This is a genomic window from Winogradskyella haliclonae (assembly GCF_014635865.1).
Classification (GTDB): Bacteria; Bacteroidota; Bacteroidia; order Flavobacteriales; family Flavobacteriaceae; genus Winogradskyella; species Winogradskyella haliclonae.
Genome location: NZ_BMDQ01000001.1, coordinates 703,234 through 727,799, shown reverse-complemented (window position 1 = coordinate 727,799; position 24,566 = coordinate 703,234). Strand labels below are relative to the sequence as shown.

The 24,566-nt window shown below is 33.8% G+C and carries 24 protein-coding genes; 9 read left to right on the top strand and 15 right to left on the bottom strand.

All coding sequences use genetic code 11. The features are described from left to right. Window positions 1–212 precede the first annotated feature (212 nt). Window positions 213–386, bottom strand: a complete 174-nt coding sequence (locus tag IEV10_RS03315; RefSeq protein ID WP_188373269.1) for a T9SS type A sorting domain-containing protein — start codon at window positions 384–386, stop codon at window positions 213–215. A 72-nt stretch (window positions 387–458) separates the two neighbouring features. On the opposite strand from IEV10_RS03315, the gene IEV10_RS03310 reads away from it, so the two are divergent. Next, complete coding sequence (locus IEV10_RS03310) at window positions 459–2,150, top strand: ABC transporter ATP-binding protein (RefSeq protein WP_188373268.1); 1,692 nt, start codon at window positions 459–461, stop codon at window positions 2,148–2,150. A 339-nt stretch (window positions 2,151–2,489) separates the two neighbouring features. On the opposite strand, the gene IEV10_RS03305 is transcribed toward IEV10_RS03310, so the two are convergent. The 6 genes from IEV10_RS03305 to trhO all read right to left on the bottom strand — a co-directional run bounded on the left by IEV10_RS03305 (window position 2,490) and on the right by trhO (window position 9,187). Then, the gene (locus IEV10_RS03305) at window positions 2,490–3,143 is read right to left on the bottom strand and encodes a CoA transferase subunit B (protein WP_188373267.1); all 654 of its coding nucleotides are present in this window, start codon (window positions 3,141–3,143) and stop codon (window positions 2,490–2,492) included. 3 nt (window positions 3,144–3,146) lie between these two features. After that, window positions 3,147–3,848, bottom strand: a complete 702-nt coding sequence (locus tag IEV10_RS03300) for a CoA transferase subunit A (protein ID WP_188373266.1) — start codon at window positions 3,846–3,848, stop codon at window positions 3,147–3,149. A gap of 94 nt (window positions 3,849–3,942) precedes the next feature. Further along, window positions 3,943–6,300 (bottom strand): penicillin-binding protein 1A, encoded by a 2,358-nt coding sequence (locus IEV10_RS03295; RefSeq protein WP_188373265.1) that lies wholly within the window; start codon window positions 6,298–6,300, stop codon window positions 3,943–3,945. A gap of 2 nt (window positions 6,301–6,302) precedes the next feature. Then, on the bottom strand, window positions 6,303–6,800 hold the full coding sequence (locus IEV10_RS03290) for a gliding motility lipoprotein GldH (RefSeq protein WP_188373264.1): 498 nt from the start codon (window positions 6,798–6,800) through the stop codon (window positions 6,303–6,305). Next, window positions 6,784–7,971, bottom strand: coding sequence for a PSP1 domain-containing protein (locus IEV10_RS03285; protein ID WP_188373263.1), 1,188 nt, complete (start codon window positions 7,969–7,971; stop codon window positions 6,784–6,786). The genes IEV10_RS03290 and IEV10_RS03285 overlap by 17 nt, the downstream gene beginning before the upstream one ends. A gap of 151 nt (window positions 7,972–8,122) precedes the next feature. Continuing rightward, window positions 8,123–9,187 (bottom strand): oxygen-dependent tRNA uridine(34) hydroxylase TrhO, encoded by a 1,065-nt coding sequence (gene trhO / locus IEV10_RS03280; protein WP_188373262.1) that lies wholly within the window; start codon window positions 9,185–9,187, stop codon window positions 8,123–8,125. A gap of 397 nt (window positions 9,188–9,584) precedes the next feature. Between trhO and recA the strand changes: the two genes are divergently transcribed. The 4 genes from recA (at window position 9,585) to IEV10_RS03260 (ending at window position 13,180) form a co-directional block, all read left to right on the top strand. Further along, on the top strand, window positions 9,585–10,592 hold the full coding sequence (gene recA / locus IEV10_RS03275) for a recombinase RecA (RefSeq protein ID WP_188373261.1): 1,008 nt from the start codon (window positions 9,585–9,587) through the stop codon (window positions 10,590–10,592). 103 nt (window positions 10,593–10,695) lie between these two features. Further along, complete coding sequence (locus tag IEV10_RS03270; RefSeq protein ID WP_188373260.1) at window positions 10,696–11,103, top strand: hypothetical protein; 408 nt, start codon at window positions 10,696–10,698, stop codon at window positions 11,101–11,103. A 21-nt stretch (window positions 11,104–11,124) separates the two neighbouring features. Further along, window positions 11,125–11,667 carry an RNA polymerase sigma factor gene (locus IEV10_RS03265; protein ID WP_188373259.1) on the top strand — a complete coding sequence of 181 codons (543 nt, stop codon included), beginning with the start codon at window positions 11,125–11,127 and terminating at the stop codon, window positions 11,665–11,667. 1 nt (window position 11,668) lies between these two features. Continuing rightward, on the top strand, window positions 11,669–13,180 hold the full coding sequence (locus tag IEV10_RS03260; protein ID WP_188373258.1) for an outer membrane beta-barrel protein: 1,512 nt from the start codon (window positions 11,669–11,671) through the stop codon (window positions 13,178–13,180). A 92-nt stretch (window positions 13,181–13,272) separates the two neighbouring features. On the opposite strand, the gene IEV10_RS03255 is transcribed toward IEV10_RS03260, so the two are convergent. Beyond that, the gene (locus tag IEV10_RS03255; protein WP_188373257.1) at window positions 13,273–14,019 is read right to left on the bottom strand and encodes a lysophospholipid acyltransferase family protein; all 747 of its coding nucleotides are present in this window, start codon (window positions 14,017–14,019) and stop codon (window positions 13,273–13,275) included. Window positions 14,020–14,122: 103 nt separating this feature from the next. Here IEV10_RS03255 and trpS point away from each other — a divergent pair, with 103 nt between their 5' ends. Beyond that, a complete protein-coding gene (gene trpS, locus IEV10_RS03250; protein WP_188373256.1) occupies window positions 14,123–15,094 on the top strand; it encodes a tryptophan--tRNA ligase in 972 nt (323 codons plus the stop codon). Here the strand turns inward: trpS and dprA are convergent. Then, window positions 15,091–16,206, bottom strand: a complete 1,116-nt coding sequence (gene dprA, locus IEV10_RS03245; RefSeq protein WP_188373255.1) for a DNA-processing protein DprA — start codon at window positions 16,204–16,206, stop codon at window positions 15,091–15,093. The two genes, trpS and dprA, sit on opposite strands and share 4 nt — an antisense overlap. Window positions 16,207–16,400: 194 nt before the next feature. Here dprA and IEV10_RS03240 point away from each other — a divergent pair, with 194 nt between their 5' ends. The 3 genes from IEV10_RS03240 to IEV10_RS14415 are packed head-to-tail and all read left to right on the top strand — an operon-like array spanning window position 16,401 to window position 18,175. Continuing rightward, window positions 16,401–17,339: an HU domain-containing protein gene (locus tag IEV10_RS03240; protein WP_188373254.1), complete on the top strand. Its 939-nt coding sequence runs from the start codon at window positions 16,401–16,403 to the stop codon at window positions 17,337–17,339. Between the two features lie 53 nt (window positions 17,340–17,392). Then, window positions 17,393–17,902 carry an acyl-CoA thioesterase gene (locus IEV10_RS03235; protein ID WP_188373253.1) on the top strand — a complete coding sequence of 170 codons (510 nt, stop codon included), beginning with the start codon at window positions 17,393–17,395 and terminating at the stop codon, window positions 17,900–17,902. A gap of 54 nt (window positions 17,903–17,956) precedes the next feature. Further along, on the top strand, window positions 17,957–18,175 hold the full coding sequence (locus IEV10_RS14415; RefSeq protein WP_308694008.1) for a DUF6515 family protein: 219 nt from the start codon (window positions 17,957–17,959) through the stop codon (window positions 18,173–18,175). Here the strand turns inward: IEV10_RS14415 and IEV10_RS03230 are convergent. The 6 genes from IEV10_RS03230 to IEV10_RS03205 are packed head-to-tail and all read right to left on the bottom strand — an operon-like array spanning window position 18,172 to window position 24,495. After that, window positions 18,172–19,392 (bottom strand): murein hydrolase activator EnvC family protein, encoded by a 1,221-nt coding sequence (locus IEV10_RS03230; RefSeq protein ID WP_188373252.1) that lies wholly within the window; start codon window positions 19,390–19,392, stop codon window positions 18,172–18,174. The two genes, IEV10_RS14415 and IEV10_RS03230, sit on opposite strands and share 4 nt — an antisense overlap. A gap of 1 nt (window position 19,393) precedes the next feature. After that, on the bottom strand, window positions 19,394–20,182 hold the full coding sequence (lolB1, locus tag IEV10_RS03225; RefSeq protein WP_188373251.1) for a lipoprotein insertase outer membrane protein LolB1: 789 nt from the start codon (window positions 20,180–20,182) through the stop codon (window positions 19,394–19,396). Continuing rightward, on the bottom strand, window positions 20,183–21,544 hold the full coding sequence (locus IEV10_RS03220; RefSeq protein WP_229719578.1) for a tetratricopeptide repeat protein: 1,362 nt from the start codon (window positions 21,542–21,544) through the stop codon (window positions 20,183–20,185). It abuts the gene before it with no gap. Window positions 21,545–21,564: 20 nt separating this feature from the next. Further along, complete coding sequence (locus IEV10_RS03215; RefSeq protein ID WP_188373250.1) at window positions 21,565–22,584, bottom strand: sugar phosphate nucleotidyltransferase; 1,020 nt, start codon at window positions 22,582–22,584, stop codon at window positions 21,565–21,567. A 22-nt stretch (window positions 22,585–22,606) separates the two neighbouring features. After that, window positions 22,607–23,041 carry a dUTP diphosphatase gene (gene dut / locus IEV10_RS03210; RefSeq protein ID WP_188373249.1) on the bottom strand — a complete coding sequence of 145 codons (435 nt, stop codon included), beginning with the start codon at window positions 23,039–23,041 and terminating at the stop codon, window positions 22,607–22,609. After that, the gene (locus IEV10_RS03205; RefSeq protein ID WP_188373248.1) at window positions 23,038–24,495 is read right to left on the bottom strand and encodes an oligosaccharide flippase family protein; all 1,458 of its coding nucleotides are present in this window, start codon (window positions 24,493–24,495) and stop codon (window positions 23,038–23,040) included. Before IEV10_RS03205 ends, dut begins: the two co-directional genes overlap by 4 nt. Between the last annotated feature and the right edge of the window lie 71 nt (window positions 24,496–24,566).

Here is a 24,566-nt window from a genome sequence, read left to right as displayed (position 1 = left end):
ATGTATTAAAATTATGCTAATTCAAAAATTACCTAAGCTGTTTTTCGACGAATAACATTAACATTTTTTTAACTACGGTTTTTCCACACCTATATTGAAGAAAACAGCTACAAAAATTATATGAAAATTAAAAAAACCAGATGATTTCTCATCTAGGCTTTATATCAAAATTAGATTTAGGTTATACTTATTTTTTCATAAGTTTTTGTATCTTATTTACCTGTCAAGTCATAAATGGATAACGTCATATCAACAGCTCCGTTTTGCATATCCATTCTTAAACCTACATTTACTGAAGATGATGCAGGGTTTGGATAAAATCTTAGAGTGTTTTCGATAGTCCAAAATATTAAAATAATGTTAACGGTCAGTGAAATTCTCAACATTTTCGATAAAATGTTGTCAATTTCTCAATAACAAGTGTTTTTTTGCATAGAATTATTACATTAAATTTACACATGCAAAACTCTGAAATCCTTAAAATACAGAATCTTAGCGTCAGCTTTTGTTCAAAAAAAGATGAAATTGAAGTAATACGTGATGTGTCTTTCAATTTAAATTCTAATGAAATTGTAGCCATAGTTGGCGAATCTGGTTCGGGAAAATCAATCACATCTCTGTCTATTATGGGACTCTTACCTAAAAGGATTTCTAAAATCACTTCTGGGTCTATTAAATTTGAAAAAAAAAACTTAAGAACACTTTCAGAAAAAGAGTTTCAATCTATTAGGGGCAATGATATTTCAATGATTTTCCAAGAACCTATGAGTTCTTTAAATCCTTCTATGAAATGCGGGAAACAAGTTGCCGAAATTATTACACAACATACTTCTTTGTCTAAAGTTGAGATAAAAAAAGAAGTGTGCTCTCTCTTTGAAAAAGTTAAACTTCCTGAACCAGAACGCACTTATCATGCATATCCACATGAAATCTCTGGCGGGCAAAAACAACGAGTTATGATAGCCATGGCTATCTCTTGCAAGCCGAAAATATTAATTGCTGATGAGCCTACTACGGCGTTAGATGTCACTGTACAGAAAGACATTTTAGACTTACTTAAAACATTGCAAGAAGACACTAAGATGAGTGTTATATTTATTTCGCACGATTTAGCATTAGTATCTGAGTTAGCAGATAGAGTATTGGTTATGTATAAAGGTGAAATTGTTGAGCAAGGCGATGTTCATCAAATTTTTACAGCTCCAAAACACATTTACACTAAGGCCTTATTTAATTCAAGACCATCACCTAAGGTAAGATTAAAGCAGCTTCCTACAGTAAGTGATTTTTTAAATGATACGCTAAAAACAGATGTTATTTCAGAATCTGAACGCAAACTAAAGCATGAAGATTTGTATAAACAACCGCCTATGTTAGAGGTTATTGATTTGGAAAAGACTTATCTTTCTAAAAAAGGATGGTTTGGTCCAAAATCGCAATTTAAAGCCGTAGATAACGTAAGCTTTAAAGTATATCCTGGTGAGACTATAGGTTTGGTAGGAGAATCTGGTTGCGGAAAATCTACTTTAGGAAATGCGATACTGCTATTAGATAAAGCGACTTCTGGAATCATAAAATATAATGGTAAAGACATTACTAATCTCAATAAAACAGAATTAAGAGCACTTCGTAAAGACATTCAAATTATTTTTCAAGATCCTTTTGCTTCTTTAAATCCTAGACTCACTGTTGGTTATGCAATTATGGAACCTATGAAGGTCCATAATATAGAAGACAATACCAGTCAGAGAAAGAAAAAGGTTTTAGAACTATTAAACCACGTTGGTCTTAGTGAAGGTGATTTTAATAAATATCCTCATGAGTTTTCCGGTGGTCAACGTCAACGTATTGGTATAGCAAGAGCTATTGCTTTAAATCCCAAACTCATTGTCTGTGACGAGTCGGTTTCTGCATTAGATATTTCTGTACAAGCGCAAGTATTGAATCTTTTGAATACTCTTAAAGAAGAGTTTGGGTTTACCTATATATTTATTTCCCACGACTTAGCTGTGGTCAAGTATATGGCAGACCAACTTATGGTTATGAATAAAGGTAAAATTGAAGAGTTAAATGAAGCGGATTATATTTATAGAAATCCACAAAAAGAATACACAAAAAGACTAATAGATGCTATTCCAAAAGGGCTATAGAAAAAATATCTTTTTAGTTAAATAAAATACGCCAGAAACTAATCTTAGCGTATTTTTTAATTTAGAAGTTTTCTCTTCAAAAGTAGGTTCTGGTAGATTTGGTTTATTTTTCATAAGTATAAATTTATGATAGATTTGGGGACAAATCATAAATTAAGTTTATGGTAAATCTGGTTAACTTGGTTATCTTGATTTGGGACTGCTAATATGAAACAATTTTTCATTTATAACGATTAAATACATTAATAATCGATGAAATGCATTAAATTTTAACATTTACTGCGTTTTAGACACAAAAAAGCCGCTTTTACATAAGCGACTTGTAATGCTGTATTGAACTTAAATAGTCATTTCGGGGATATCTCCTTCTATAATTAAGTGTCCTTCAGTAGCAGTTTTTATGTCCTCAACAGAAACTCCTGGAGCGCGTTCTAGTAATTTAAAGCCATCTTTAGTCACTTCCATTACTGCTAAATTGGTAACTATCTTTTTTACACAGCCAACACCTGTTAATGGTAATGAACACTTTTTAAGTAATTTTGAAGCACCTGCCCTGTTGGTATGCATCATAGCAACGATTATATTCTCTGCACTAGCTACCAAATCCATAGCGCCACCCATACCTTTTACCATTTTTCCAGGGATTTTCCAATTGGCAATATCTCCATTTTCTGCAACTTCCATAGCGCCTAGAATTGTTAAATCTACATGCTTACCTCGTATCATAGAAAAGCTTGTTGCTGAATCAAAAAAAGAAGCCCCAGGTAAAGTTGTGATTGTTTGTTTACCTGCATTAATAATATCAGCATCTTCTTCTCCTTCAAATGGAAAAGGCCCCATTCCTAAGACCCCATTTTCGCTCTGAAATTCAACTTCGATATCTTCTCTTACAAAATTTGCTACAAGCGTTGGTATGCCTATGCCAAGGTTAACATAGTACCCATCTTTGACTTCTTTTGCAATGCGTTTAGCGATGCCATTTTTATCTAACATAAATTAACTTGTTTGTCTAACTGTTCGCTGCTCAATTCGTTTTTCATAATGTGCTCCCTTAAATATACGTTGCACAAATATCCCTGGAATATGAATTTGATTTGGATCTAGTTCTCCAACAGGTAAGAGTTCCTCAACCTCAGCCACAGTAATTTTTGCAGCGCCACACATATTGGGATTAAAGTTTCTAGCAGTACCTTTAAAAATAAGATTCCCTGCAACGTCACCTTTCCATGCTTTTACAAAGGCGAAATCTGCCTTAAACGCATGTTCTAAAACATACATTTTACCATCAAACTCTCGTGTTTCTTTTCCCTCAGCGACTTCAGTACCATATCCTGCTGGTGTATAGATTGCTGGAAAACCTGCCTGTGCTGCTCTACAACGTTCGGCAAGTGTGCCTTGAGGTATTAACTCAACATCTAACTCACCGCTGAGCATCTGGCGTTCGAACTCATCATTTTCACCAACATAAGAAGACACCATCTTTTTGATTTGCTTTCCTTGGAGTAATAATCCTAAGCCAAAATCATCAACACCTGCATTATTAGAAATACAGGTTAAGCCATTTACTTTTCTTTTTACAAGCTCAGCTATAGCATTTTCTGGAATGCCGCTAAGCCCAAATCCACCTAACATAAAGGTCATGTTGTCGGCTACACCATTTAAAGCTTCCTCTACGCTAGTTACTTTTTTATTAATCATACTTATGGATTATTTGCAGACGTAAATTACAAAAGAATAGTAGAAAATACTACCGTAATTTATATTAAAACCTTAATAAATGAAGAAATGATATTTAGAAGTCAATACCGAAGTCTTCGTCTACATTATCATCTCCTGAGACATCATTATTTGACGCTTTGCTACAATCAGTATTAATGGATAAATCAGAAGGTTTTTCAAATTCTGCTTTAGAAACATTTAGGCTTTTATCTTCGTAACATGCCTTCATATAAAGCGCCCAAATTGGTAATGCTGTAGATGCGCCTTGACCATACTTTGTATCTCTAAAATGTGCAGCTCTATCTTCACAACCTACCCAAACACCTGTAACCAGATTAGGCACCATACCCATAAACCATCCATCACTATTATTTTGTGTCGTCCCTGTTTTCCCTGCAATAGGATTAGTTAATTCCCAAGGATACCCCGTTAACATTTCTTTAGTAAAGCCCTGATTTTTTCGCCAGTTATCTCTTAAACGTGCACCCGAACCAGATTGTACAACACCTTCCATTAAATTTACTGTAACATAAGCTACTTCTTCACTTAAAACATCTCTACTCTCTGGTTTAAACTGATACAATACCGTTCCGTTTTTATCTTCGATACGCGTTACTAAGACAGGCTTATTATAAACCCCTTTATTAGCAAAGGTAGAGTAAGCTGCTACCATTTCGTAAACACTAATATCTGGTGTTCCTAATGCAATTGCCGGTACAGGTAAAATCTCCTGCTCAACACCTAGTTTTTTGGCCATTTCTACTACAGGCTGAGGTCCAATTTCATTCATCAAACGTGCAGTAATTGTATTTGTAGAATTTGCTAAAGCTGCTTTTAATGTCTGATAGCCTTTGTAATTGCCGCCCGTATTTCTAGTGGTCCAAGGTTCAGGGTTGCCGAACTTGTTTGCCTCAATTGTAATTGGCGTTCTTGGCAAGCTATCACAAGGTGATATTTGTAACTGATCTATGGCTGTTGCATAAACAAATGGTTTAAACGTAGACCCTACTTGACGCTTACCTTGTTTTACCATATCGTATTTAAAATGCTTATAATTCATACCGCCAACCCACGCTTTTACATGTCCTGTTTGTGGGTCCATAGACATCATAGCTGGGCGCAAAAACGATTTGTAATAGCGCATAGAATCCATAGGCTTCATAACCGTATCTATCTCTGTATACTTTCCATCTTTCCATGCAAAAATTTCCATTTGAACGGGTTTATCAAAAGACGCTATGATTTCTTTTTCTGACTTTCCTAAATCATTTTTCATATGACGCCAACGCTCACTTCGACGCATGCCTACATTCATTAGGCTTTTAATTTCTTTTTGATCGAGCTCTAAAAAAGGTGCTGTTGGATTACGTTTTGGCGTGTTTTGATTATCAAACTCCGCTTGAAGTTTAGGCATGTGTTGGGCTACAGCTTCTTCAGCATATTTTTGCATGCGATAATCTATAGTTGTATAAATTTTTAACCCATCATTATATAGATTATACTTTTCTCCATCTGGTTTTGGATTATCATTAATCCAATCTTTCATAAATTCTGCTAAGTTCGCTCTAAAGTATGTTGCTAATCCTTCTCGATGAGATTCTGGAGAATAGTTAAGATTCAATTCTGTTTTTTGAAGAGAATCTTTTACTGTCTCAGTGATGTATTCGTATTTAGCCATCTGAGCTAAAACCACATTACGTCTATTTTTGGTCCCAACAGGATTACGGTGTGGGCGAGGATTATATAATGACGAATTTTTAAACATCCCTACAAGCATTGCCGACTCTTTTAAATCTAAATCTTTAGGTTCTTTGCCAAAATAAATACGTGCAGCAGAACGAATACCATCTGCATTGTTACCGAAGTCATAGATGTTAAAATACATCGCTATGATTTCTTCTTTAGTGTATTGACGCTCTAAACGTGTTGCAATAACCCATTCTTTTACTTTTTGGGTTAACCTTTCTATGGTGTTCTTTGATGCAATTCCAACAAATAATTGTCTAGCTAATTGTTGCGTTATTGTACTGGCTCCCCCTTTATCTCTCAGTGTAAGTTTAGCAAATATGGCTCTTAAGAACCCTCTAGCGTCTATCCCTGAGTGTTCGTAAAAACGAATATCTTCAGTAGCTACTAATGCGTCAACTAAATTTTTTGGCAACTCATCAAAACCGATTGGGGTTCTATTATCTTCAAAATAGAATTTAGAAAGCGTTTTATTATCAGATGAAATGACCTCTGAAGCTAAATTTGTACGAGGGTTTTCTAATAAAGTGTGGTCTGGCATTTCGCCTAAAGCTCCCCAAGATGCCAATAGAAATATTAGTATTACAGACAATATCCCGAATGAAAATGTCATCCAAAACCAACGAATATATTTTGAAAAATCTTGAGTATTACTCTCCTTTTTTGCCGCTTGCTTTTTAGCCATAATTATTTGTTTTCTACTCTAAATCCTATTTCTGTAACTCCATCTAAATCTTCAACTCCAGTTGCATTACCAAACTTTCTCATGGCTTGCTGAACTTGAAATGTATATGTACCCGTTTCTTTAAAAACAAAAGGTGATTTATACCCTTTATACCACAACTTATTTTCTTTGACGTCTGCAAATCCAGTTCCTAAAAGTGTGCCGTCTGGAGCAGCCATTTTATATTCTAAAGTATCGATAAGAGTCCTACCATTTGGATACTCTAAACTTGTAATTAGAAACAAATTACTGTATTTGTAATCACTATTATTTCTAAGGTTAACATATAAATTATATGCATTTATTGTATCTGGCGCTTCTACTTTAAATGAAATAATATTGTCTTTATTCCATTGGTTTGGCAATGATTGATACTCATCATAAATAGCTTTAGAATCACAGGATGTTAACAGAACTATTAAAAACAATCCTAAAAAGAAGACATCAGCTTTTCTTGGCATTATTATTTGTGTTTCGGTTACGACGTTTATTATTTCGGTTACGGTTCTTATTATTTTTACGTCTCTTATTGCGTTTTGGATTATCAAAGCGCGTTAAACTGTCTTGACCAACAACGTTTTCGAACTCCACTTTAGTGTCTTCAATATGCTCTGCTGCATACTCTTCAAGGCTAGCAACTTTTTCACCTTTTTTGTTTAGCGCTATAATTTCATTGGCTTGTTCTGTAGAAATAACATGCCAATTCATCCACTCACCTTCATAAGCATACCAAATTAATCCCTTAAAAATATCGGTCTTCTGACAAACGGCTGTACCTTTTTCGGTTTGTAATTTTTTCTCTTTTTTAGGAAATGCTTTTAATGCATCTAAATAAGAATCCAATTCATAATTAAGACAGCATTTAAGTTTACCACACTGCCCTGCCAACTTTAATGGGTTAAGTGATAATTGTTGATACCTTGCCGCAGAAGTACTGACTGACCTAAAATCGGTTAACCAAGTAGAACAGCACAGTTCTCGACCGCATGAGCCTATCCCACCAAGTCTAGCTGCTTCTTGTCTAAACCCTACTTGACGCATCTCAATACGTGTTCTAAACTCTCTGGCAAATACTTTTATAAGCTCTCTAAAGTCTACACGTTCTTCAGCGGTATAATAATAAGTAGCCTTACTACCATCGCCCTGAAACTCAATGTCAGAAATTTTCATTTTAAGGTTTAAGTCAATAGCAAATTGCCTTGCTTTAACCTTCATTGGTTCTTCTTTATCTCTGGCCGCAGACCAAATGTCTATATCTTTTTGTGAAGCCTTTCGGTATATTTTTAAGACATTTTCTTTGTCGTCTATATCTACCTTTTTGCGCTTCATTTGTACACGAACTAGCTCTCCGGTAAGTGTGACCATACCTACATCATGGCCAGATTTTGCTTGAGTAGCAACGATATCTCCTATGCTTAAGGTTAAGTTTTCTGTGTTTTTATAATATTGTTTTCTGCCGTTTTTAAACCGAACTTCAACCCCTAAAAAAGGGTCTTGTCCGTTAGGAAGCGACATGTTGGCCAGCCAGTCAAAAACAGTGAGTTTATTGCAGCTATCTGTGCCGCATGTACCATTGTTTTTACATCCTTTTGGTTGGCCGTCTTTGCCAGTTGAGCAACTGTTACAAGCCATAATAATGTATTATATATACTTCAGAATTGTATAAAATTCTGAAAGAAGGATTCATAAATCTTAAAGAAGTAAAGATAAAATTATTTATGGACTTTATGCTATTAAATGCATAGCAATGAAAAAGCCTTAAAGATGTCTTTAAGGCTTGAGTTTATTTGTTTAGTGTATCGAAAATATTTCGTAAATCTTTTTTGTAGGGTAGATGGTCCGCTCGACCCTTTTTAAAAATGTCGTTACTATTACCTTGACCTTTGCGTAATTCTTTTTGCTCTTCGTATGGCAACTTGATAATTTCCATACAGTTGGTAGAGCAGCAATTATTCATTTTTTCTTTACAGCTATCGCATTGTATAAACAATAGATGACAGGCTTCATTTATACAGTTAGTATGCATATCTGCTGGCTCACCACATTGGTGACAATTTGCAATTACATCATCCGAAATTCTTTCAGAACGCCGTTGATCAAATACAAAGTTCTTTCCTATAAATTTATTTTCTAAACCTTCAGCTTCAATTTGGCGTACGTAATTAATAATGCCGCCTTCTAGCTGAAATACATTTTTAAACCCTTTGTGTTTGTAATAAGCACTTGCTTTTTCGCATCGTATGCCGCCCGTGCAATACATGACTAATTTCTTATCTTCTTTGTGCTCGCGTAAGTCTTCTTCTATTAAATCTAAGGATTCTCTAAATGTGTCTACATCTGGTGTTATCGCATTTTTAAAATGTCCTATTTCACTTTCGTAGTGATTGCGCATATCGACCAAAACAGCATCTGGATCCTCTATAAGTTGATTGAACTTTTCTGCATTAACATGAATCCCTTTGTCCGTAACATCGAAAGTTTCATCATTTAAGCCATCAGCTACAATTTTATTTCGCACTTTCACTTTTAGCTTTAAAAATGCAAAATTATCATGCTCAACAGCAATATTTAGTCTTACATTTTCTAAAAAAATGATTGAATCTAAATGACTTTTAAACACGTCAAAGTTATCCGCCGGAACAGATAATTGCGCATTAATACCTTCGTGAGCAACATATATTCTTCCTAGAACGTCCATATCATTCCAGTTGATAAAAATATGATTTCTAAAAAGTTCGGGGTTTCCGATTTTGGCGTATTTGTAGAAAGAGATCGTAAGCCGGTCTTTGCCTGCTTTTTTAATAAGTTCTGCCCTTTCTTTACCGCTTAAGTTATTGTACAGTTGCATGCTATACTAATTTTTAAGGTTAAAGATTGAATTTTCAATTGCAAAGGTAATTTTTTAAGCGAAAAAAGCACTTTGATTTTTACCAAAGTGCTTTTTTGAGGACTAACTCGTTATTAATATTAATTTTTTTTAAATTAAATCATATTATAACGAGCTAACCTCCATCGGCTTTACAACAGCAGAATAAGAAGACGGCTGTTGTCTCACCTAAAGTTTTACTGAGAACAATTTTTCCTAAAAATTTCATTTTACCTAAAACCTTAAGCTAATTCATAGCAATTATTTCCTTTTTCATTAAGTAGATGTAAAAAGTGTAAAATGGTTGCGTCGTAAATTGTAATCTCTTAAAAGAAGTGTTATTTTTATCGTCACGATTAATAGAGAAAATTTAGAATAAATGAGTAGTGAAAAAGACGCAAAATTAAAAGCTTTAAAATTAACTTTAGACAAGCTAGATAAGGCCTATGGCAAAGGCACCGTAATGAAAATGAGTGATCAAGCGATTGAAGATGTCGATGCAATATCATCTGGTTCACTTGGTTTAGATATTGCTTTGGGTGTTGGCGGATATCCTCGAGGAAGAGTTATAGAAATATACGGTCCTGAATCATCGGGTAAAACAACACTGACCCTTCATGCTATTGCTGAAGCTCAAAAAGCTGGAGGTATTGCTGCATTTATTGATGCAGAACATGCTTTTGATCGTTTCTATGCGGAAAAACTAGGTGTAGATTTAGAAAACCTGATTATATCTCAACCAGATAATGGTGAGCAAGCATTGGAAATTGCTGATAATTTAGTGCGTTCAGGTGCAATTGATATTATTGTTGTAGATTCTGTTGCGGCTTTAACGCCAAAAAGTGAAATTGAAGGTGAAATGGGAGATTCTAAAATGGGGCTTCATGCACGTTTAATGTCTCAAGCCTTAAGAAAATTAACAGGCTCAATTAGCAAAACCAACTGTACAATGATTTTCATTAATCAATTACGTGAAAAAATTGGTGTAATGTTTGGTAATCCTGAAACTACTACTGGTGGTAATGCACTGAAATTTTATGCTTCTGTAAGACTAGACATAAGACGCTCTACTCAAATTAAAGATAGCAACAGCACTGTAATGGGTAATAAAACTAGAGTTAAAGTGGTGAAAAATAAAGTAGCGCCACCTTTTAAAATGGCCGAATTTGATATTATGTATGGAGAAGGCGTTTCTAAAGTTGGTGAAATCTTAGATATAGCAGTTGAGCATGATATTATAAAGAAAAGCGGATCTTGGTTTAGTTATGATGACACTAAATTGGGACAAGGACGAGATGCTGTTAAAGCATTGATTAAAGACAACCCAGAATTAATGGACGAACTCGAAGAAAAAGTAAGAGAAAAAGTCAATGAAAATGTGGCTTAACAAAAAAATCCTGAAATTTTCAGGATTTTTTTGTTTTGAGACGCAACCATTTTATAGTTTTTGCATCTTGCTTAAAGCAAGTAGTGAAATCAAATGTAAAATAATGAAAAAGCTAATAATACTTATACTCTTAATAACTTTCTTCTCATGTGATATAGGTGGTGAAGAATTACAAGACTTTACAGTAGAAATAATGCCTATAGAAAGTGTTGAAGTTCCTACTGAGTTTATAATTGGTAATACACATGTGATTACTGTAAACTATACAAGACCTAATGGATGCTATGAATTTAATAGCTTTATCCCACAAACTAATGGAAATACAAGGACAATAGCTGTAGTTGATACAGTATATTCTAATATTAGCTGTACACAATCTAGTATTGAAGCCTCTGTTTCTTTTGAATTTTCTGTAACAAGTGCTGAAACACATATTTTTCAATTTTTTCAGGGAACCTCTCAAGCTGGGGAAGACCAATATTTAATAGTTGAAGTACCGGTTATTCAATAAATTAATTAAACCAATTAAAATGTGAGTTTAAAAGAACTCATTAATCAATGTAAAGAAAAGGATGCTAACGCACAGGGTCAGTTATACAAGCAATATGCAAGTAAATTATTTTCTCTATGCCTTAAGTATTCCAAAAATTATGTCGAAGCAGAGGATAATCTGCAAGATGCATTTGTGACTATTTTTAATAAAATAGAACAGTATAAGCAAAAAGGTTCTTTTGAAGGTTGGATGAAACGCATAGCTATAAATACTGCTTTGCAACGCTACAGACAAATAGGCGTTTTTAATATCATTGACGAAAATGCTATTGAAGATGTTTCTATAGAGATTGATAACGATGAAATAGATTTAGATTTTCTACTTCAAATTATTCAAAACTTGCCAGATAGGTATCGATTGGTATTTAACCTATATGTAATGGATGGGTTTTCGCATAACGAAATAAGTAAAATGTTGGATATTTCAACTGGAACCTCTAAGTCTAATCTCGCAAGAGCTAGACAGATTTTAAAGCAAAAAATTGAAAATTACAAAGCGAATTTAAATTCGCAATCATTATAAAATGAGCGATAAAAAACATATCGACCGTATCTTTCAAGAGAAGTTTAAAGACTTTGACGTTATGCCAAACGATGCTGTTTGGGAAGGTATTGAAGCTAGACTTGAGAAAAAGAAGAAAAAACAACGTATTATTCCTATTTGGTGGCAATTAGGTGGTGTTGCTGCTGCCATTGTACTCATGTTTACCGTTGGTAATATGCTAATCAATAATAATCCTGACACGCCAATTATAGTAGATATAGACAAACAACAGGTAGAAGATACGACGAAAAACAATATTGATAATGCATCTCAAAAAGGCAGTACTCAAATAGCTTCAGAAGACATAATTGACTCAAATGAGAATAATGAATCTTCAACAGTAAATGAAGAAGAAAAAACTTCGCAAAAACAACTTTATAAATCTAATAATAAAGAAGACGTAGTCGCTTATCAAAATTCAACATCAGAAAAATCTAAAGAAAACACAACAAATCTCATCTCTAAAAACAATAATAAAAATACTATAGAAACTATTGTAGCATCTACTAATAGCACTAAGTCTATCACGACTGATAACTTACAAATAAAATCAGAGTCAGAGATTAATGAAATAATTAATTCTTCTACTAAATCTGCTACAACAGTTGCGTCAACAGAAAAAGAAGATGGTAAGGCCGGAGAAGATAAAGTCTCTAAAATCTTAAAAGAAAAAGAGACTAAAGAAGAAAAAGGACAAGATATAGAAGAAGCTATTGCTGAAGCTAAGAAAATAAATGAAGAAGAAGAAAAAGAACTACGCCGGTGGAGCATTTCGCCTAATGTAGCGCCGGTGTATTTTAATTCTTTAGGTCAAGGCTCCTCAATTGATGCACAGTTTAATGATAATAACACTAGTAGTGACATAAGTATGAGTTATGGCGTTAAAGGAAGCTATGCTGTAAACAACAGACTTAAAGTGACTGCGGGTATTAACAAAGTTAGTTTTAATAATACAACAAATGATGTTATTGCTTTATCAGATAATGCATTTTCATCTAGAGCTTCAAACTCTTCAAACGGTAATCTAGAGAATGTAAAACTAAGCAACAGTGTTAATCATGCATCATTAATGCTTCTAAGCCGCTCTTCAATTAGTAATAATACTGTGTCAGAAGCCATTAATACTTTACAAACAGGTAATCTTGAACAACGCTTTGGTTTTATTGAAATTCCTCTTGAAGTAGAGTATCGCCTTGTAGATAAAAAACTAGGTGTAAACCTTAGTGGTGGTTTTAGCACATTACTACTTAACGAAAATGAAATTTTTGCAGATGTTAACGGGCAAAGCACACAGATTGGAGAGGCCAATAACCTTAGAGACACTAGCTTTAGCGCTAATTTTGGTGTAGGTGTTGATTACAGTTTAACAGATAAGATTAATATAAATCTTGAACCAAAGTTCAAGTATCAAATAAATACATTCAATAATACCTCTGGTGATTTTAGGCCATTTTTTATTGGAGTATATACAGGCTTAAGTTTTAAGTTTTAGGTTTTTAGTTAGATAGGTAGTTATTGTAAACTCTATAAAGCAATGATGACAATAACTATAAAAAAAGTCGCTCAGTGGTTTGAGCGACTTTTTTAGTCTATGAGTTTTTGATCTTGATAAAGGTTTTCTAAAATCAATACTCTTACAGATTTATTTAAGTCTTTTGTGTCTTCAGTAGTTAAGCCTTCTGTAGAAAAGAAATTGTGAATTTTAACTCGCATTTTTCCTGGACCGCCACTAAAAAAAGAAAAAGGAAAACGCTTTTTATTATCGTAAAACGTCATCGGAACAATTGGTATTTGTTGGTTAATTGCCATTCTAAAAGCACCATCTTTAAACTCATCTAACAAAATAGACTCATCTGGGACACCACCTTCAGGAAAAATACAGATACTCAATCCTTGTTGTAATCGTCTTTGAGCTCTTAAAAAAACAGCTTGTCTACTTTTAGGACTACTACGGTCTACCAAAATACAAGTGCGTTTATAAAAGAATCCGAAAAGTGGAATTTTGGCTAATTCCTTTTTTCCAACAAAAACAAAGGGGTTTTTTACAGACACTAGCATTAACATAATATCTGTCATCGAAGTATGGTTAGCTACAAACATGTAACTGGATTTTGGATTGGGAATCTCCTCTTTCTTAATTCTATAACTAAAACCCATTCCTACTAAAATAAACTTAGCCCAAAAGCGCGCTAGTTTAAAAAAGTATGGATACCATTGTTCCCTAGATATAGATATTAATAACAGAGGCATTAATCCTATAATAGGAATTGCCACAAGTACATAAAACCATACGCGATAGAAAATCCAAAAGATGTACTTAAATAATTTCACAGCTTCAAAACTAGACAAATAAATTAAATAGTATAATAGAAAAAATTACCTTTGTTTCTTAGTTTGAATTTTAAAGAAATTCCTGTTTGCACGGGAAATGATTATGGCAAGAATACTAACAGGAATACAAAGTACAGGAATACCTCACTTAGGTAATATTTTAGGCGCAATAATTCCAGCGATAGAAAAAGCAAAAAACGACGCTAACGACTCGTATTTATTTATTGCTGATATGCATTCGCTAACGCAAATAAAAGATGCTGAAAAACTAAGACAAAACACTTATTCTACTGCTGCAACTTGGTTAGCTTTTGGATTAGACATTAGCAAAACAGTGTTTTATAGACAAAGTGATGTGCCACAGGTGACTGAATTATCTTGGTATTTGAGCTGTTTCTTCCCATATCAAAGATTAACCTTGGCGCACAGTTTTAAAGACAAAGCTGATAGATTAGAAGATGTTAATGCTGGACTATTTACCTATCCGATGCTAATGGCGGCCGATATTTTATTATATGATGCAGAGATTATCCCAGTTGGTAAAGACCAAGAGCAACATATTGAAATGACCCGCGATGTGGCGTCTCGTTTTCATGCTAAAATCGGCGGTGAAACTTTTGTATTACCAAAAGCTGATGTCCAAAAAGATACGATGCTTATTCCTGGTACTGATGGCGCAAAAATGAGCAAGAGTAAAGGCAATATCATTGACATCTTTTTACCAGAAAAGAAACTCCGCAAACAAATTATGTCTATCCAAACCGATAGCACACCACTTGAAGAACCTAAAGATTGGTCTACATGTAATTGTTTTGCTATTTATAGTTTGTTAGCAAATGATAATGCTATTGACCAAATGAAAGCTAACTATGAAAATGGTAATTATGGATACGGACATGCTAAACAGGCTTTGTACGAACTCGTTTTAGAGCGTTTTACAGAACCTCGTGAGCGTTATAATTACTATATGGCAAACCTCAACGAAGTTGATACTGCTTTAGCTGTTGGTGCAAAAAAAGCCAGCGATGTTGCTAATGAAGTATTGAAGCGAGTTCGTGAAAAAATTGGCTATTAAATAAGCTCAAACAATTTACCAGGTAAAGGTCTGACGACTCCTTTTAATTCCATATTAAGTAACAGCCCTGCAAGTTTGTAGGTTGGCATATTACAGTTTAGAGCAATAACATCGAGTAATGCCTTATTGTTTTCTTTCAAAAAATTATAAATGATTTTTTCATCAGAATCTAATTCCACAAATAGCTGCTTCTGTACATTTTTCTGGGATGCCGAGCTCGTCGAAGCATCTAATTCCCAACCCAACAAATATGGCACATCCAAAGGACTTGATAACAAATGAGCTTGGTTGGTTTTAATCAAATTATTACAGCCTACACTCTGACTATCTGTTGTTCTTCCTGGAACTGCAAACACATCTCGATTATACGAATTTGCAATATCTGCAGTAACCAAACTTCCTCCTTTTTCGGCTGATTCTACAACTATAGTCGCTTCACTTAATCCAGCAATGATGCGATTTCGTTTTAAAAAATTTTTCCTATCAAATGTGTCTGAACTCCAAAAGTCAGTGAAAAACCCTCCATGCTTTTCAACATCTCTCATATATTTTTTGTGCACTTTTGGATAGATTTGATTTAAGCCATGCGCTAAGCAGCCAATAGTTTGTAGGTTGTGTTTTAAAGCTGCCTTATGAGCTGTAATGTCTGTTCCGTAAGCAAATCCAGAGATAATTACTGGGTCGTATGGCGCCAATTCTTCAACTAGTTTTTCGCAAAAAGTAATGCCGCTTGTTGTAATTTTCCGGGCACCAACAATACTAATGATATATTTATTTTCTAGATTAATGTTCCCAGATTGAAATAATAATAGTGGTCCATCAATACAATGTTTTAACCGTTCTGGATAATTGTTATCTGTAAAGTACGAAAAGCCAATAGCGTTATCTTTTATATATCGTATTTCGTTTTTGGCTTCTTCAAAATGAATCTTGTCATGCAAACCTTCTATTGTTACTGTGCCTATACCATCAATTTTCAGAATATTACTTTTCCGCTCTTTAAAAACAGCTTCTGCACTACCGCAATGTGCAATTAGTTTTTTAGCAGTAGTTGCACCTATTTTTGGAACATGCTGTAATGCCAGAATATTTAAAAGTTCTTCTTCAGTCATTTAAATCTAGATAGACTTTAAAAATACTATTTTTCTGAGATGTTAATAAATTAGATGTTATACTTGGATATCGCATTCAAAAATTTCTAAATTTGTTATACTCGATAATCGAGATTTGGCATTTAGTGAAAGACGTTGTAATGCCTTAATTTTTTTACCTTAAAGTCTTTGCGCTTTCTATAGACCATTGATATATGCAGTTAGAAACTTACATCAGCGATTTATTATACAGATATGACTGTGTGACTGTACCTAATTTTGGTGCATTTTTAACGCATCGTGTGTCTGCCAAAATACACGAATCTACACATACATTTTATCCTCCAAAAAAGGTGTTATCTTTTAATGAGCAACTTCAAAATAATGATGGACTTTTAGCAAATTATATTGCTGAAGTAGAGAAGATTCCGTATCAAGTTGCTGTAGAAAAAATTGCAAAACAAGTGAAGTCTATTACGTCTTATTTAGTAGAAGGCGAAACTATTTCATTTCAGAATATTGGTGATTTATTATTAAATAAAGAAGGTAGTATTGTGTTTAACCCTTCGTATCACATTAATTATTTAACAGATGCTTTTGGCTTATCACATTTTAATGCTAAAGATGTTACTCGTGAAGTTTACAAGCAAGACGCAGAAGCTATTGAAGAAAAAGCGCCTATTGTATTAACACCAGAAAAGCGTTCTAGCAATTGGTTAAGGTATGCCGCTACAGCAGTTATTATATTAGGTTTAAGTGGTTTTGGTGTTGGTAAATATTATAGCAATACTATTAGTCAACATAACCAAGTTGCACAGCAAGAAGCTAACGAGCAGATTGATAACAAGATACAAGAAGCTACTTTTTTTATTAGTAATCCATTACCAGCTGCAACATTTTCTGTAGAAAAGCAAATAGGTAATTACCATATTGTTGCCGGTGCTTTTAGAGTAGAAGCAAACTCCGATAAAAAAGTAAAGCAACTCCGAGATTTGGGTTATAAAGCTCGTAAAATTGGTGTTAATAGGTATGGCTTACATGAGGTTGTTTACTCAAGTTATGACAATAGAACTGAAGCACAACGTGCCATGTACACTATCCGAAAAGCGCATAATAAGGATGCTTGGTTGCTCGTCAAAGATTTGAGCAAATAATTACTTCCTGCTTCCTTCTTTTTAATTTACCTTTGTCGAGAATTAAATATGTTATGGAAGCAAAAACAGCATTTCAGTCTAAAACTATAGTAACTGACCTCGTTTTACCGAGTGAAACCAATCCAATAAATAATCTTTTTGGTGGTGAACTTTTGGCACGTATGGATCGTGCCGCTAGTATTGCTGCGCGTCGTCATTCAAGACGAATTGTAGTCACTGCTTCTGTAAACCATGTGGCGTTTAATCGTTCTGTACCACTAGGAAGTGTTGTAACTATTGAAGCTAAAGTATCCCGTGCATTTACATCTTCTATGGAAGTCTATATGGATGTTTGGATTGAAGACCGTGAGTCTGGCGAATGCATTAAAGCTAACGAAGCTATCTATACATTTGTTGCCGTTAATGAAACTGGAAGACCTACAAAAGTGCCTGAACTTATACCTGAAACTGAATTAGAAAAAGAACGTTTTGAAGCCGCTTTAAGACGTAAACAACTAAGCCTTGTATTGGCTGGTAAAATGAAGCCTGATGATGCTAGTGAGTTAAAAGCATTGTTTAAGTAATTAAACCTATTCTACTTTTTTAAGTCTTACTCATTGTTAAACCTAAATCTTTTAATGATGAGAAATTTATTTGTTTTACTCGGTCTTATATTTTTTTTAAGTCTAAATTCTTGTGCACGACGCGTAGTTGTTAGACAACCTACAAATGTCACAGTCGTTAAAAAACTTCCTAAAAATTATAAAGTAGTCCGTGTTAATGGGAAACGTTATTATACTTGGAATGGGAAACGTTACCGTAAAACTAGAAACGGTTATGTTATCGTAAACATCTAGTTTTTAGATAACCAATATTCGGGGTTTTGGGTCGCGTCGTTTTTATAGACTCTAAACCCTAATAAGGTTTTTCCTGTTTTTTTATTGGTAAATGCTTCGCCTATAACTTGACCAGTTTTTACTTTCTGACCTGGCTTTACATTGATTTTAGACATATTCATGTAAACAGTCGTATAGTCTCCGTGAGTTATTAATATTACAGGGTTACTATTTTTAATCAATTGTATTCTGAAAACTTCGCCATTAAAAACCGCTTTTACTTTAGCATTTTTCTCTGTAGCTATATAAATACTCTTATAATTATTTTTTACTGACTTATCTGTAATAGAACGCTGTAATCCATATCTACTTTTTATAACGCCTCGGTCTACTGGCCAACGTAATTTACCGCGATTAGCCTCAAAATTAGCGGCGAGTTTTTTTGCAGCAGGTGTTAATACAAATTTTCCTGTTGAGGTTGTTTTACCTGCTTTTTTATTAGAAGCTGCAATCGCTTCTTTAATTAATTTATTGATTTCTCTATCTATACGGTCTGCCTCTTGACGCTTTGCACGTATCTCTGCTGCATGCTTTTTTAAATCCTTACGTATTAAAACCATAAGCTCTTCTTGAGCTTTCATTTCTAATTCAAGTGCCTTTTTAGCTTTCCTATTTTCGGCAATAAGTTTCTTTTTATCTTCTTTTTGTTTAGATAATTCCAGATTAAGGTTTTGCAAATCTAAAGTCTTAGCCTTTATATCCTCGGCTTGTTTCTTCTGGTAAGCTTTGTATTGATTAATATATTGCAAGCGTTTATAGGCCTGTTTAAAATTATCCGACGAGAGTAAAAACATGACTTTACTTTGCTCTGACTTGCTCTTGTAGGACTTTACAATCATCTTAGCATAATCTTCTTTAAGCTCTTTTAATTGATCTCTGAGCTGAGTAATCTCGCTTTGGTTGGCATTAATCTCTCGTGTTAATTGATTAGCCTGTTCATTAATAACTTTTATAAGATTTTGCTGAACTCTAATTTTAAAATTAACATCTTCGACTTGCTCAACTACAGACGTTTCTTTTTTCTTGTCTAACCTGTAAAGAGAATTAAGTTGATTAATCTCTTTTAAAAGACGCTGACGCTCGGCTTCTAAAGCTTTTTGTTTGTCACTTTGTGCCGATACTACTGAAACCGAAAAAAGAGTTATAATTACAAGTATAAAAATGCTTTTCGCGCGCATATTACTTTAATTCTATTTCTTTATATCCTGAAGGAATTCTGAAAGGAAAACGTACTTCACCATTTAAACTTACAGATTTTATTTCCATATCAATTAAAGCTTCATCTGTATTTTCAACAGCAATAACCTTTATTTCTTTTGGAATGACGTTTTTATCTATGTCTTGGTAAGATTTATAATCTACCTGAAGAATTCTTCGCTTTACCTGTTGCGCCATTTGCAAAGAATTAAGCTTAAAGTGAGACGCATTCATTAAATAAAACAACTCTAACAAAACATCTTGCTTCTTTGGCTGCAATACATACGAATTGTCCTGAATATCGACCTCATGGGCTTGTCCATTTAAATCATATATCGCTTGTCCCATTAAAATATTTTGCACTTTTAAAAAGTCTAATTCAAAACCTACAAAATCACTTAACAATGCATAATCACCATCAAAATAAGTGTTATCTGTTTTGTTATAAAACTGAACCTTTTTGGGAGTAATCATCATACGTGCTAAGCCTAGTGGTGCACTCAGCCAAATAACTTCATCTTTTTTTATACGAAGATTAAAGGTTGCGCTTTGCTTTTTTTCGCCTTGAGTAATATCAATTTTTGCTTTGGCCTGTAATGTTTTAAAATTAACATCACTTTTGCCGTGCTCTTTAATAACCTGTTTCGCCGAAAGTTTTGAGCTTGCAACACCAGAAGATATAATAGCCTTTGACGACTTACAACTTGTAAAACCAATTATAAGTGTGATGGCTATTATCTTTATCGTATTACCATTTAGAATTTTCATCATTTATTGCTGGACTTTTATAGCTTCTGCCTTTTTAGCAAACGTTCTAGACTTGGCATTATTATTAACTAATTTATACGCCTGACTTAATTGTAGGTAAAAATCACGTTCCATTTGTGGGTTTTCTACAAGAAAATCAAGCCCCATTTCTAGGTTTTCAATTGCTTTTTGGGGTTGACTTAAATTGATATTAGAAACTCCATTTAATAAATACAAAATAGGTTGCGCTGGGTATAATTCTAAAGCGCTATTGGTATCAGTTAACGCCTGCTCATAATTCTTTAATTCAATTTGAATTAAAATTACATCTCGTAATAATTTAAAATCACTTGGGTTTTTACGCAACGCTTCTTTATAATTTTTAAGTGCTTTTTGTTTGTCTCCAGTCTTTGAATAATAGGCACCTAAATTTGAAAGAGATTCTGAGTTTTTTTCGGTATCAACATTATCTGTTGCTTCAATGAGGTCTTTTTGATATTGCGGATTTTTTTCAACAAATTTTACAAAATCCTGGAGAACTTTAGATTTTACTTGCCCATCTATTTCAGGAGTGTTTAACACTAGTTTCATAGATGCAACTGCCTTATCTACTTCATCTCCATCTAAGTAGAATTTATATAATGCTAAATGGACTAACTTAGAGTCTGGCTTTATTCTCAACAGTTCTTTTGCTGCTTCAAATGCTTTTTTTGTTTTTCCCGTTTGACTATATCTGTAGATAAGTTGTAAATGATTGTTTTCATTATTTGGATTAGCAGAAATTCGAGCTTTAAGGTTATCTATTCTATCTTTTGCATCTCCAGTTTTATTATAAATACTATTACGCATTTGGTCACGCAAATCATTTGTTCCCAACTCTTGATCTAACTCATCTAAAACTCGTAAAGCGGTATTAAATTTTTCTTTTTTGATGTAAAGGGTGGCTAAATCCATCTTATAATCAGGATGATACTTTACCAGTTGTTTAACTGTTTTGATGGCATTGTCTACATCATCCTGCCTGTAGTAAACATCATAAAGTTCATCTAAAAACCACTCATTATCTGGTTGCATAGAAATGGCTTTTTTTAAAGCATCTTCAGCAGCTCCAAAATTTTTGAGTTGGTTATAATTTTTACCAAGTTCGAAATAAATAACAGGTTTTGTATTATCTATCTCTAAACACTTTTGAAGCGCTTCAACGGCACGTTCGTAATTTTCAATGCCTTTTTGTTTTAGTGCTTCAAAAAAATGCTCTTGATATTCGTCTTTTACATTTCCTAAATCATCGTCAGGCTTTTTATTAAAATCTACTTGAGCCAATGCAAACATTGGTACTAGCAGAAGTACAGTAAAAAGCTTTGTAATGTTTAAGTTAGGTTTCACGATATGAAGCTATTCAAATTTTATTCCATTTGCGTATAATCGCCAATACTAATTTTGGTAAACCCACCATTATATTTAACATGATTACCAATCATAGCCTCATCTAAAGTAGCGTTTTTCACAATGGTTTGCGTTTGAATTAAGCTATTTTTAACGAAGGAATTTTCGATAATGGTATCATTTCCGATAGAAACATTAGGTCCTATTGTGCTGTTTTTTAGCACTACATTTTTACCAATAAAACAAGGTTCTATAATTGTTGAATTTTCTAAAATCACAGAATCATCAACCAATTTTTCTTCTCCATCCGCCTTAAGAAAACCTAGCATTTTAGCATTAGTTTCAAGAGTAACAGCTTTATTTCCGCAATCCATCCACTCATCTACTGTCCCTGTTTTAAAGATTCTACCATCTGCCATCATGCGTTTAATGCCATCATTAATTTGGTACTCGCCACCATTCATAACGTTTTCATCTAATACTTCTTGGAGTTTCGATTTTAAAACGGCAACATCTTTAAAATAATAAATGCCTATTACAGCTTGGTCACTCACAAAAGTTTCAGGCTTTTCTACAAGCTCTACGATTTCTTCTTTATCATTTAGTTTTACAACACCATAAGCTTCTGGATTAGCAACACGTTTTGTCCAAATAACGCTATCAGCATTGGGATCTAAGTCAAACTCAGCTCTAATTAAGGTATCTGCATAAGCGATTACAGCAGGACCAGATAAAGATGGCTCAGCACTCATAATAGCATGCCCTGTGCCTAAAGGTTGGTCTTGTCTATAAATTGATGCTTTTGCTCCTAAACCTTCTGCTAATTGCTTTAAACTCGATACAACATCTTCTCCAAAAAAAGCTGGGTCTCCAAGTACAAATGCAATTTCTTCTATAGGTTGCTTTAAAACTTTTGTAATGTCTTTTACCAAACGATGAACAATCGGTTGACCTGCAACAGGAATTAATGGTTTTGGAACGGTTAAACTATGTGGTCTTAGGCGTGAGCCACGACCTGCCATTGGGACTATTATTTTCATATTTCTAATTTCTTTTTCTTAATTATTTTATTCCAGTGCTACCGAAACCGCCTTCACCACGAGATGTTTCGGATAAGACTTCTACTTCTTCCCAATCTGCACGTTCATGTTTTGCGATAACCAATTGAGCGATGCGCTCTCCGTTTTCTATTGTGAAATCTTCATTTGAAAGATTAACTAGAATCACGCCTATTTCACCTCTGTAATCTGCATCTACTGTTCCTGGTGCATTGAGTACTGTAATTCCTTTTTTTGCTGCCAAACCACTTCTTGGTCGAACTTGTGCTTCTGTGCCAATGGGTAACTCAATAAACAAACCTGTTTTTACAATGGTGCGTTCTAATGGTTTTAAGCTTATTGGTTCTGAAATATGTGCGCGCAAGTCCATCCCCGCTGATGCAATGGTTTCATAATGCGGCAAGTCATGGTTGGATTTGTTAATTATCTTAATCGTCATTTAGTATTTAATAATTTTTTCAGTTCTTTTCTTTCCAGCAAAAATACAATTCCTATATAGGTTAGTAGTAAAGGAATTCCAATAAAATAGTCTTGTCTAAATTGATAAAAGTAAATTCCTGAAAATACTATGGATAACCCTAAGTAAGTTCCTATTCTCTTTAAATTATATGGAATTGGGTAATGCTTTCTTCCGTAATAATAAGATAACAATACCATGCTACCATAAGCGGCCAAAGTTGCAATTGCTGAACCTTTGTATCCTATTATAGGAATCAACCAAAAGTTTAGTCCTAAAGTTACGATTGCGCCAAATACCGAAATATATGCACCAAATTTGGTTCTGTCTGTAATCTTATACCAAACTGAAAGGTTATGGTATATACCTAAACAAAAACTAGCCAAAAGTACAATAGGGACAATCCACATGGCTTCCCAAAACGCCTCATCTCTAATAATTAACGCTTTAATTATATCTGAAAATACGACTACGGCTAAGAGAATAATAGAGCCTAAGGCTACAAAATATTCTAATATTCGAGCATAATTTTTTTGAGGATTATTGCTTTTTGCATGACTAAAAAAGTACGGCTCAATCCCTAATCGAAATGCAGTAGCAAACAAAGTCATGAATAATGCAATTTTATAACACGCCGAAAACATACCAACTTCTGCTTCGGGGTCTGCCGCATTTGATAGTGGACTGTCTAGCAAAATCCTATTAAACATTTCAATAATTGTATACGCTAAGCCAGCAATTAAAACAGGAAAAGCATAACCCAACATTTGCTTCCAAAGTTTAGCGTCGAATATGTATTTAATTTTACTATAAAACGGAACCATTAATAATAGTGTTATACCGCTTGCTGCTGCATTAGCTATAAGCACATAACTTATCTCAAAATTTAGTTTGTATATTGACTCAAAGAAAGAATTACCAGTTGCTAAGTCTGCAAGCCATAAAAAGAAGAATAAGTTTAGCCCAATATTAATAGCCACATTTGCAATTTTAATTACTGCATATTTTATTGGTCTCTCTTTAGCACGCAACCAAGCAAACGGAATAATAACTAAAGCATCTAGTAATAAAATCCATATCACAAAATTGATATACTCTGCTTTAATATCAGTAATTTGAGCTATCTCACTTTTAAACAGAAATGCAAATGCAAAAATTACTAAGGATGTAAAAATTATTGATAAAGCTGATGTACCAACAACACGCTCTTTATCCTCTTTTTTATTAAAAAACCTAAAGAATGCTGTTTCCATTCCGTAGGCTAAAATCACATTAAAAATAGCAAACCACGAAAAGATAATGGTCACTTTACCATAAACACCAACAGCCATAACATCGGTATAAAGTGGTGTTAACAAGAACGTCAACATTCTAGGAAGCACCGTTGCTAGCCCATAAATAAACGTCTGCTTAAAAAGTTTTTGAAATGCGCTCAAGGATATTGAATATTATTGCTAAAAATACCATTTTTAAAACAAAAAAACCTCACTGATATAGTGAGGTTTTT

Bases quoted from the DNA above. Each gene is read 5' to 3' on its own strand.
- IEV10_RS03290 (WP_188373264.1), bottom strand. From the start codon at position 6,800: ATGCCAAGAAAAGCTGATGTCTTCTTTTTAGGATTGTTTTTAATAGTT.
- IEV10_RS03300 (WP_188373266.1), bottom strand. From the start codon at position 3,848: ATGATTAATAAAAAAGTAACTAGCGTAGAGGAAGCTTTAAATGGTGTA.
- IEV10_RS03260 (WP_188373258.1), top strand. From the start codon at position 11,669: ATGAGCGATAAAAAACATATCGACCGTATCTTTCAAGAGAAGTTTAAA.
- trhO (WP_188373262.1), bottom strand. From the start codon at position 9,187: ATGCAACTGTACAATAACTTAAGCGGTAAAGAAAGGGCAGAACTTATT.
- IEV10_RS03315 (WP_188373269.1), bottom strand. From the start codon at position 386: ATGTTGAGAATTTCACTGACCGTTAACATTATTTTAATATTTTGGACT.
- IEV10_RS03230 (WP_188373252.1), bottom strand. From the start codon at position 19,392: ATGCGCGCGAAAAGCATTTTTATACTTGTAATTATAACTCTTTTTTCG.
- trpS (WP_188373256.1), top strand. From the start codon at position 14,123: ATGGCAAGAATACTAACAGGAATACAAAGTACAGGAATACCTCACTTA.
- IEV10_RS03215 (WP_188373250.1), bottom strand. From the start codon at position 22,584: ATGAAAATAATAGTCCCAATGGCAGGTCGTGGCTCACGCCTAAGACCA.
- IEV10_RS03305 (WP_188373267.1), bottom strand. From the start codon at position 3,143: ATGTTAGATAAAAATGGCATCGCTAAACGCATTGCAAAAGAAGTCAAA.
- dprA (WP_188373255.1), bottom strand. From the start codon at position 16,206: ATGACTGAAGAAGAACTTTTAAATATTCTGGCATTACAGCATGTTCCA.
- IEV10_RS03235 (WP_188373253.1), top strand. From the start codon at position 17,393: ATGGAAGCAAAAACAGCATTTCAGTCTAAAACTATAGTAACTGACCTC.
- lolB1 (WP_188373251.1), bottom strand. From the start codon at position 20,182: ATGATGAAAATTCTAAATGGTAATACGATAAAGATAATAGCCATCACA.
- IEV10_RS03240 (WP_188373254.1), top strand. From the start codon at position 16,401: ATGCAGTTAGAAACTTACATCAGCGATTTATTATACAGATATGACTGT.
- IEV10_RS14415 (WP_308694008.1), top strand. From the start codon at position 17,957: ATGATGAGAAATTTATTTGTTTTACTCGGTCTTATATTTTTTTTAAGT.
- IEV10_RS03270 (WP_188373260.1), top strand. From the start codon at position 10,696: ATGAAAAAGCTAATAATACTTATACTCTTAATAACTTTCTTCTCATGT.
- recA (WP_188373261.1), top strand. From the start codon at position 9,585: ATGAGTAGTGAAAAAGACGCAAAATTAAAAGCTTTAAAATTAACTTTA.
- IEV10_RS03295 (WP_188373265.1), bottom strand. From the start codon at position 6,300: ATGGCTAAAAAGCAAGCGGCAAAAAAGGAGAGTAATACTCAAGATTTT.
- IEV10_RS03285 (WP_188373263.1), bottom strand. From the start codon at position 7,971: ATGGCTTGTAACAGTTGCTCAACTGGCAAAGACGGCCAACCAAAAGGA.
- IEV10_RS03310 (WP_188373268.1), top strand. From the start codon at position 459: ATGCAAAACTCTGAAATCCTTAAAATACAGAATCTTAGCGTCAGCTTT.
- dut (WP_188373249.1), bottom strand. From the start codon at position 23,041: ATGACGATTAAGATAATTAACAAATCCAACCATGACTTGCCGCATTAT.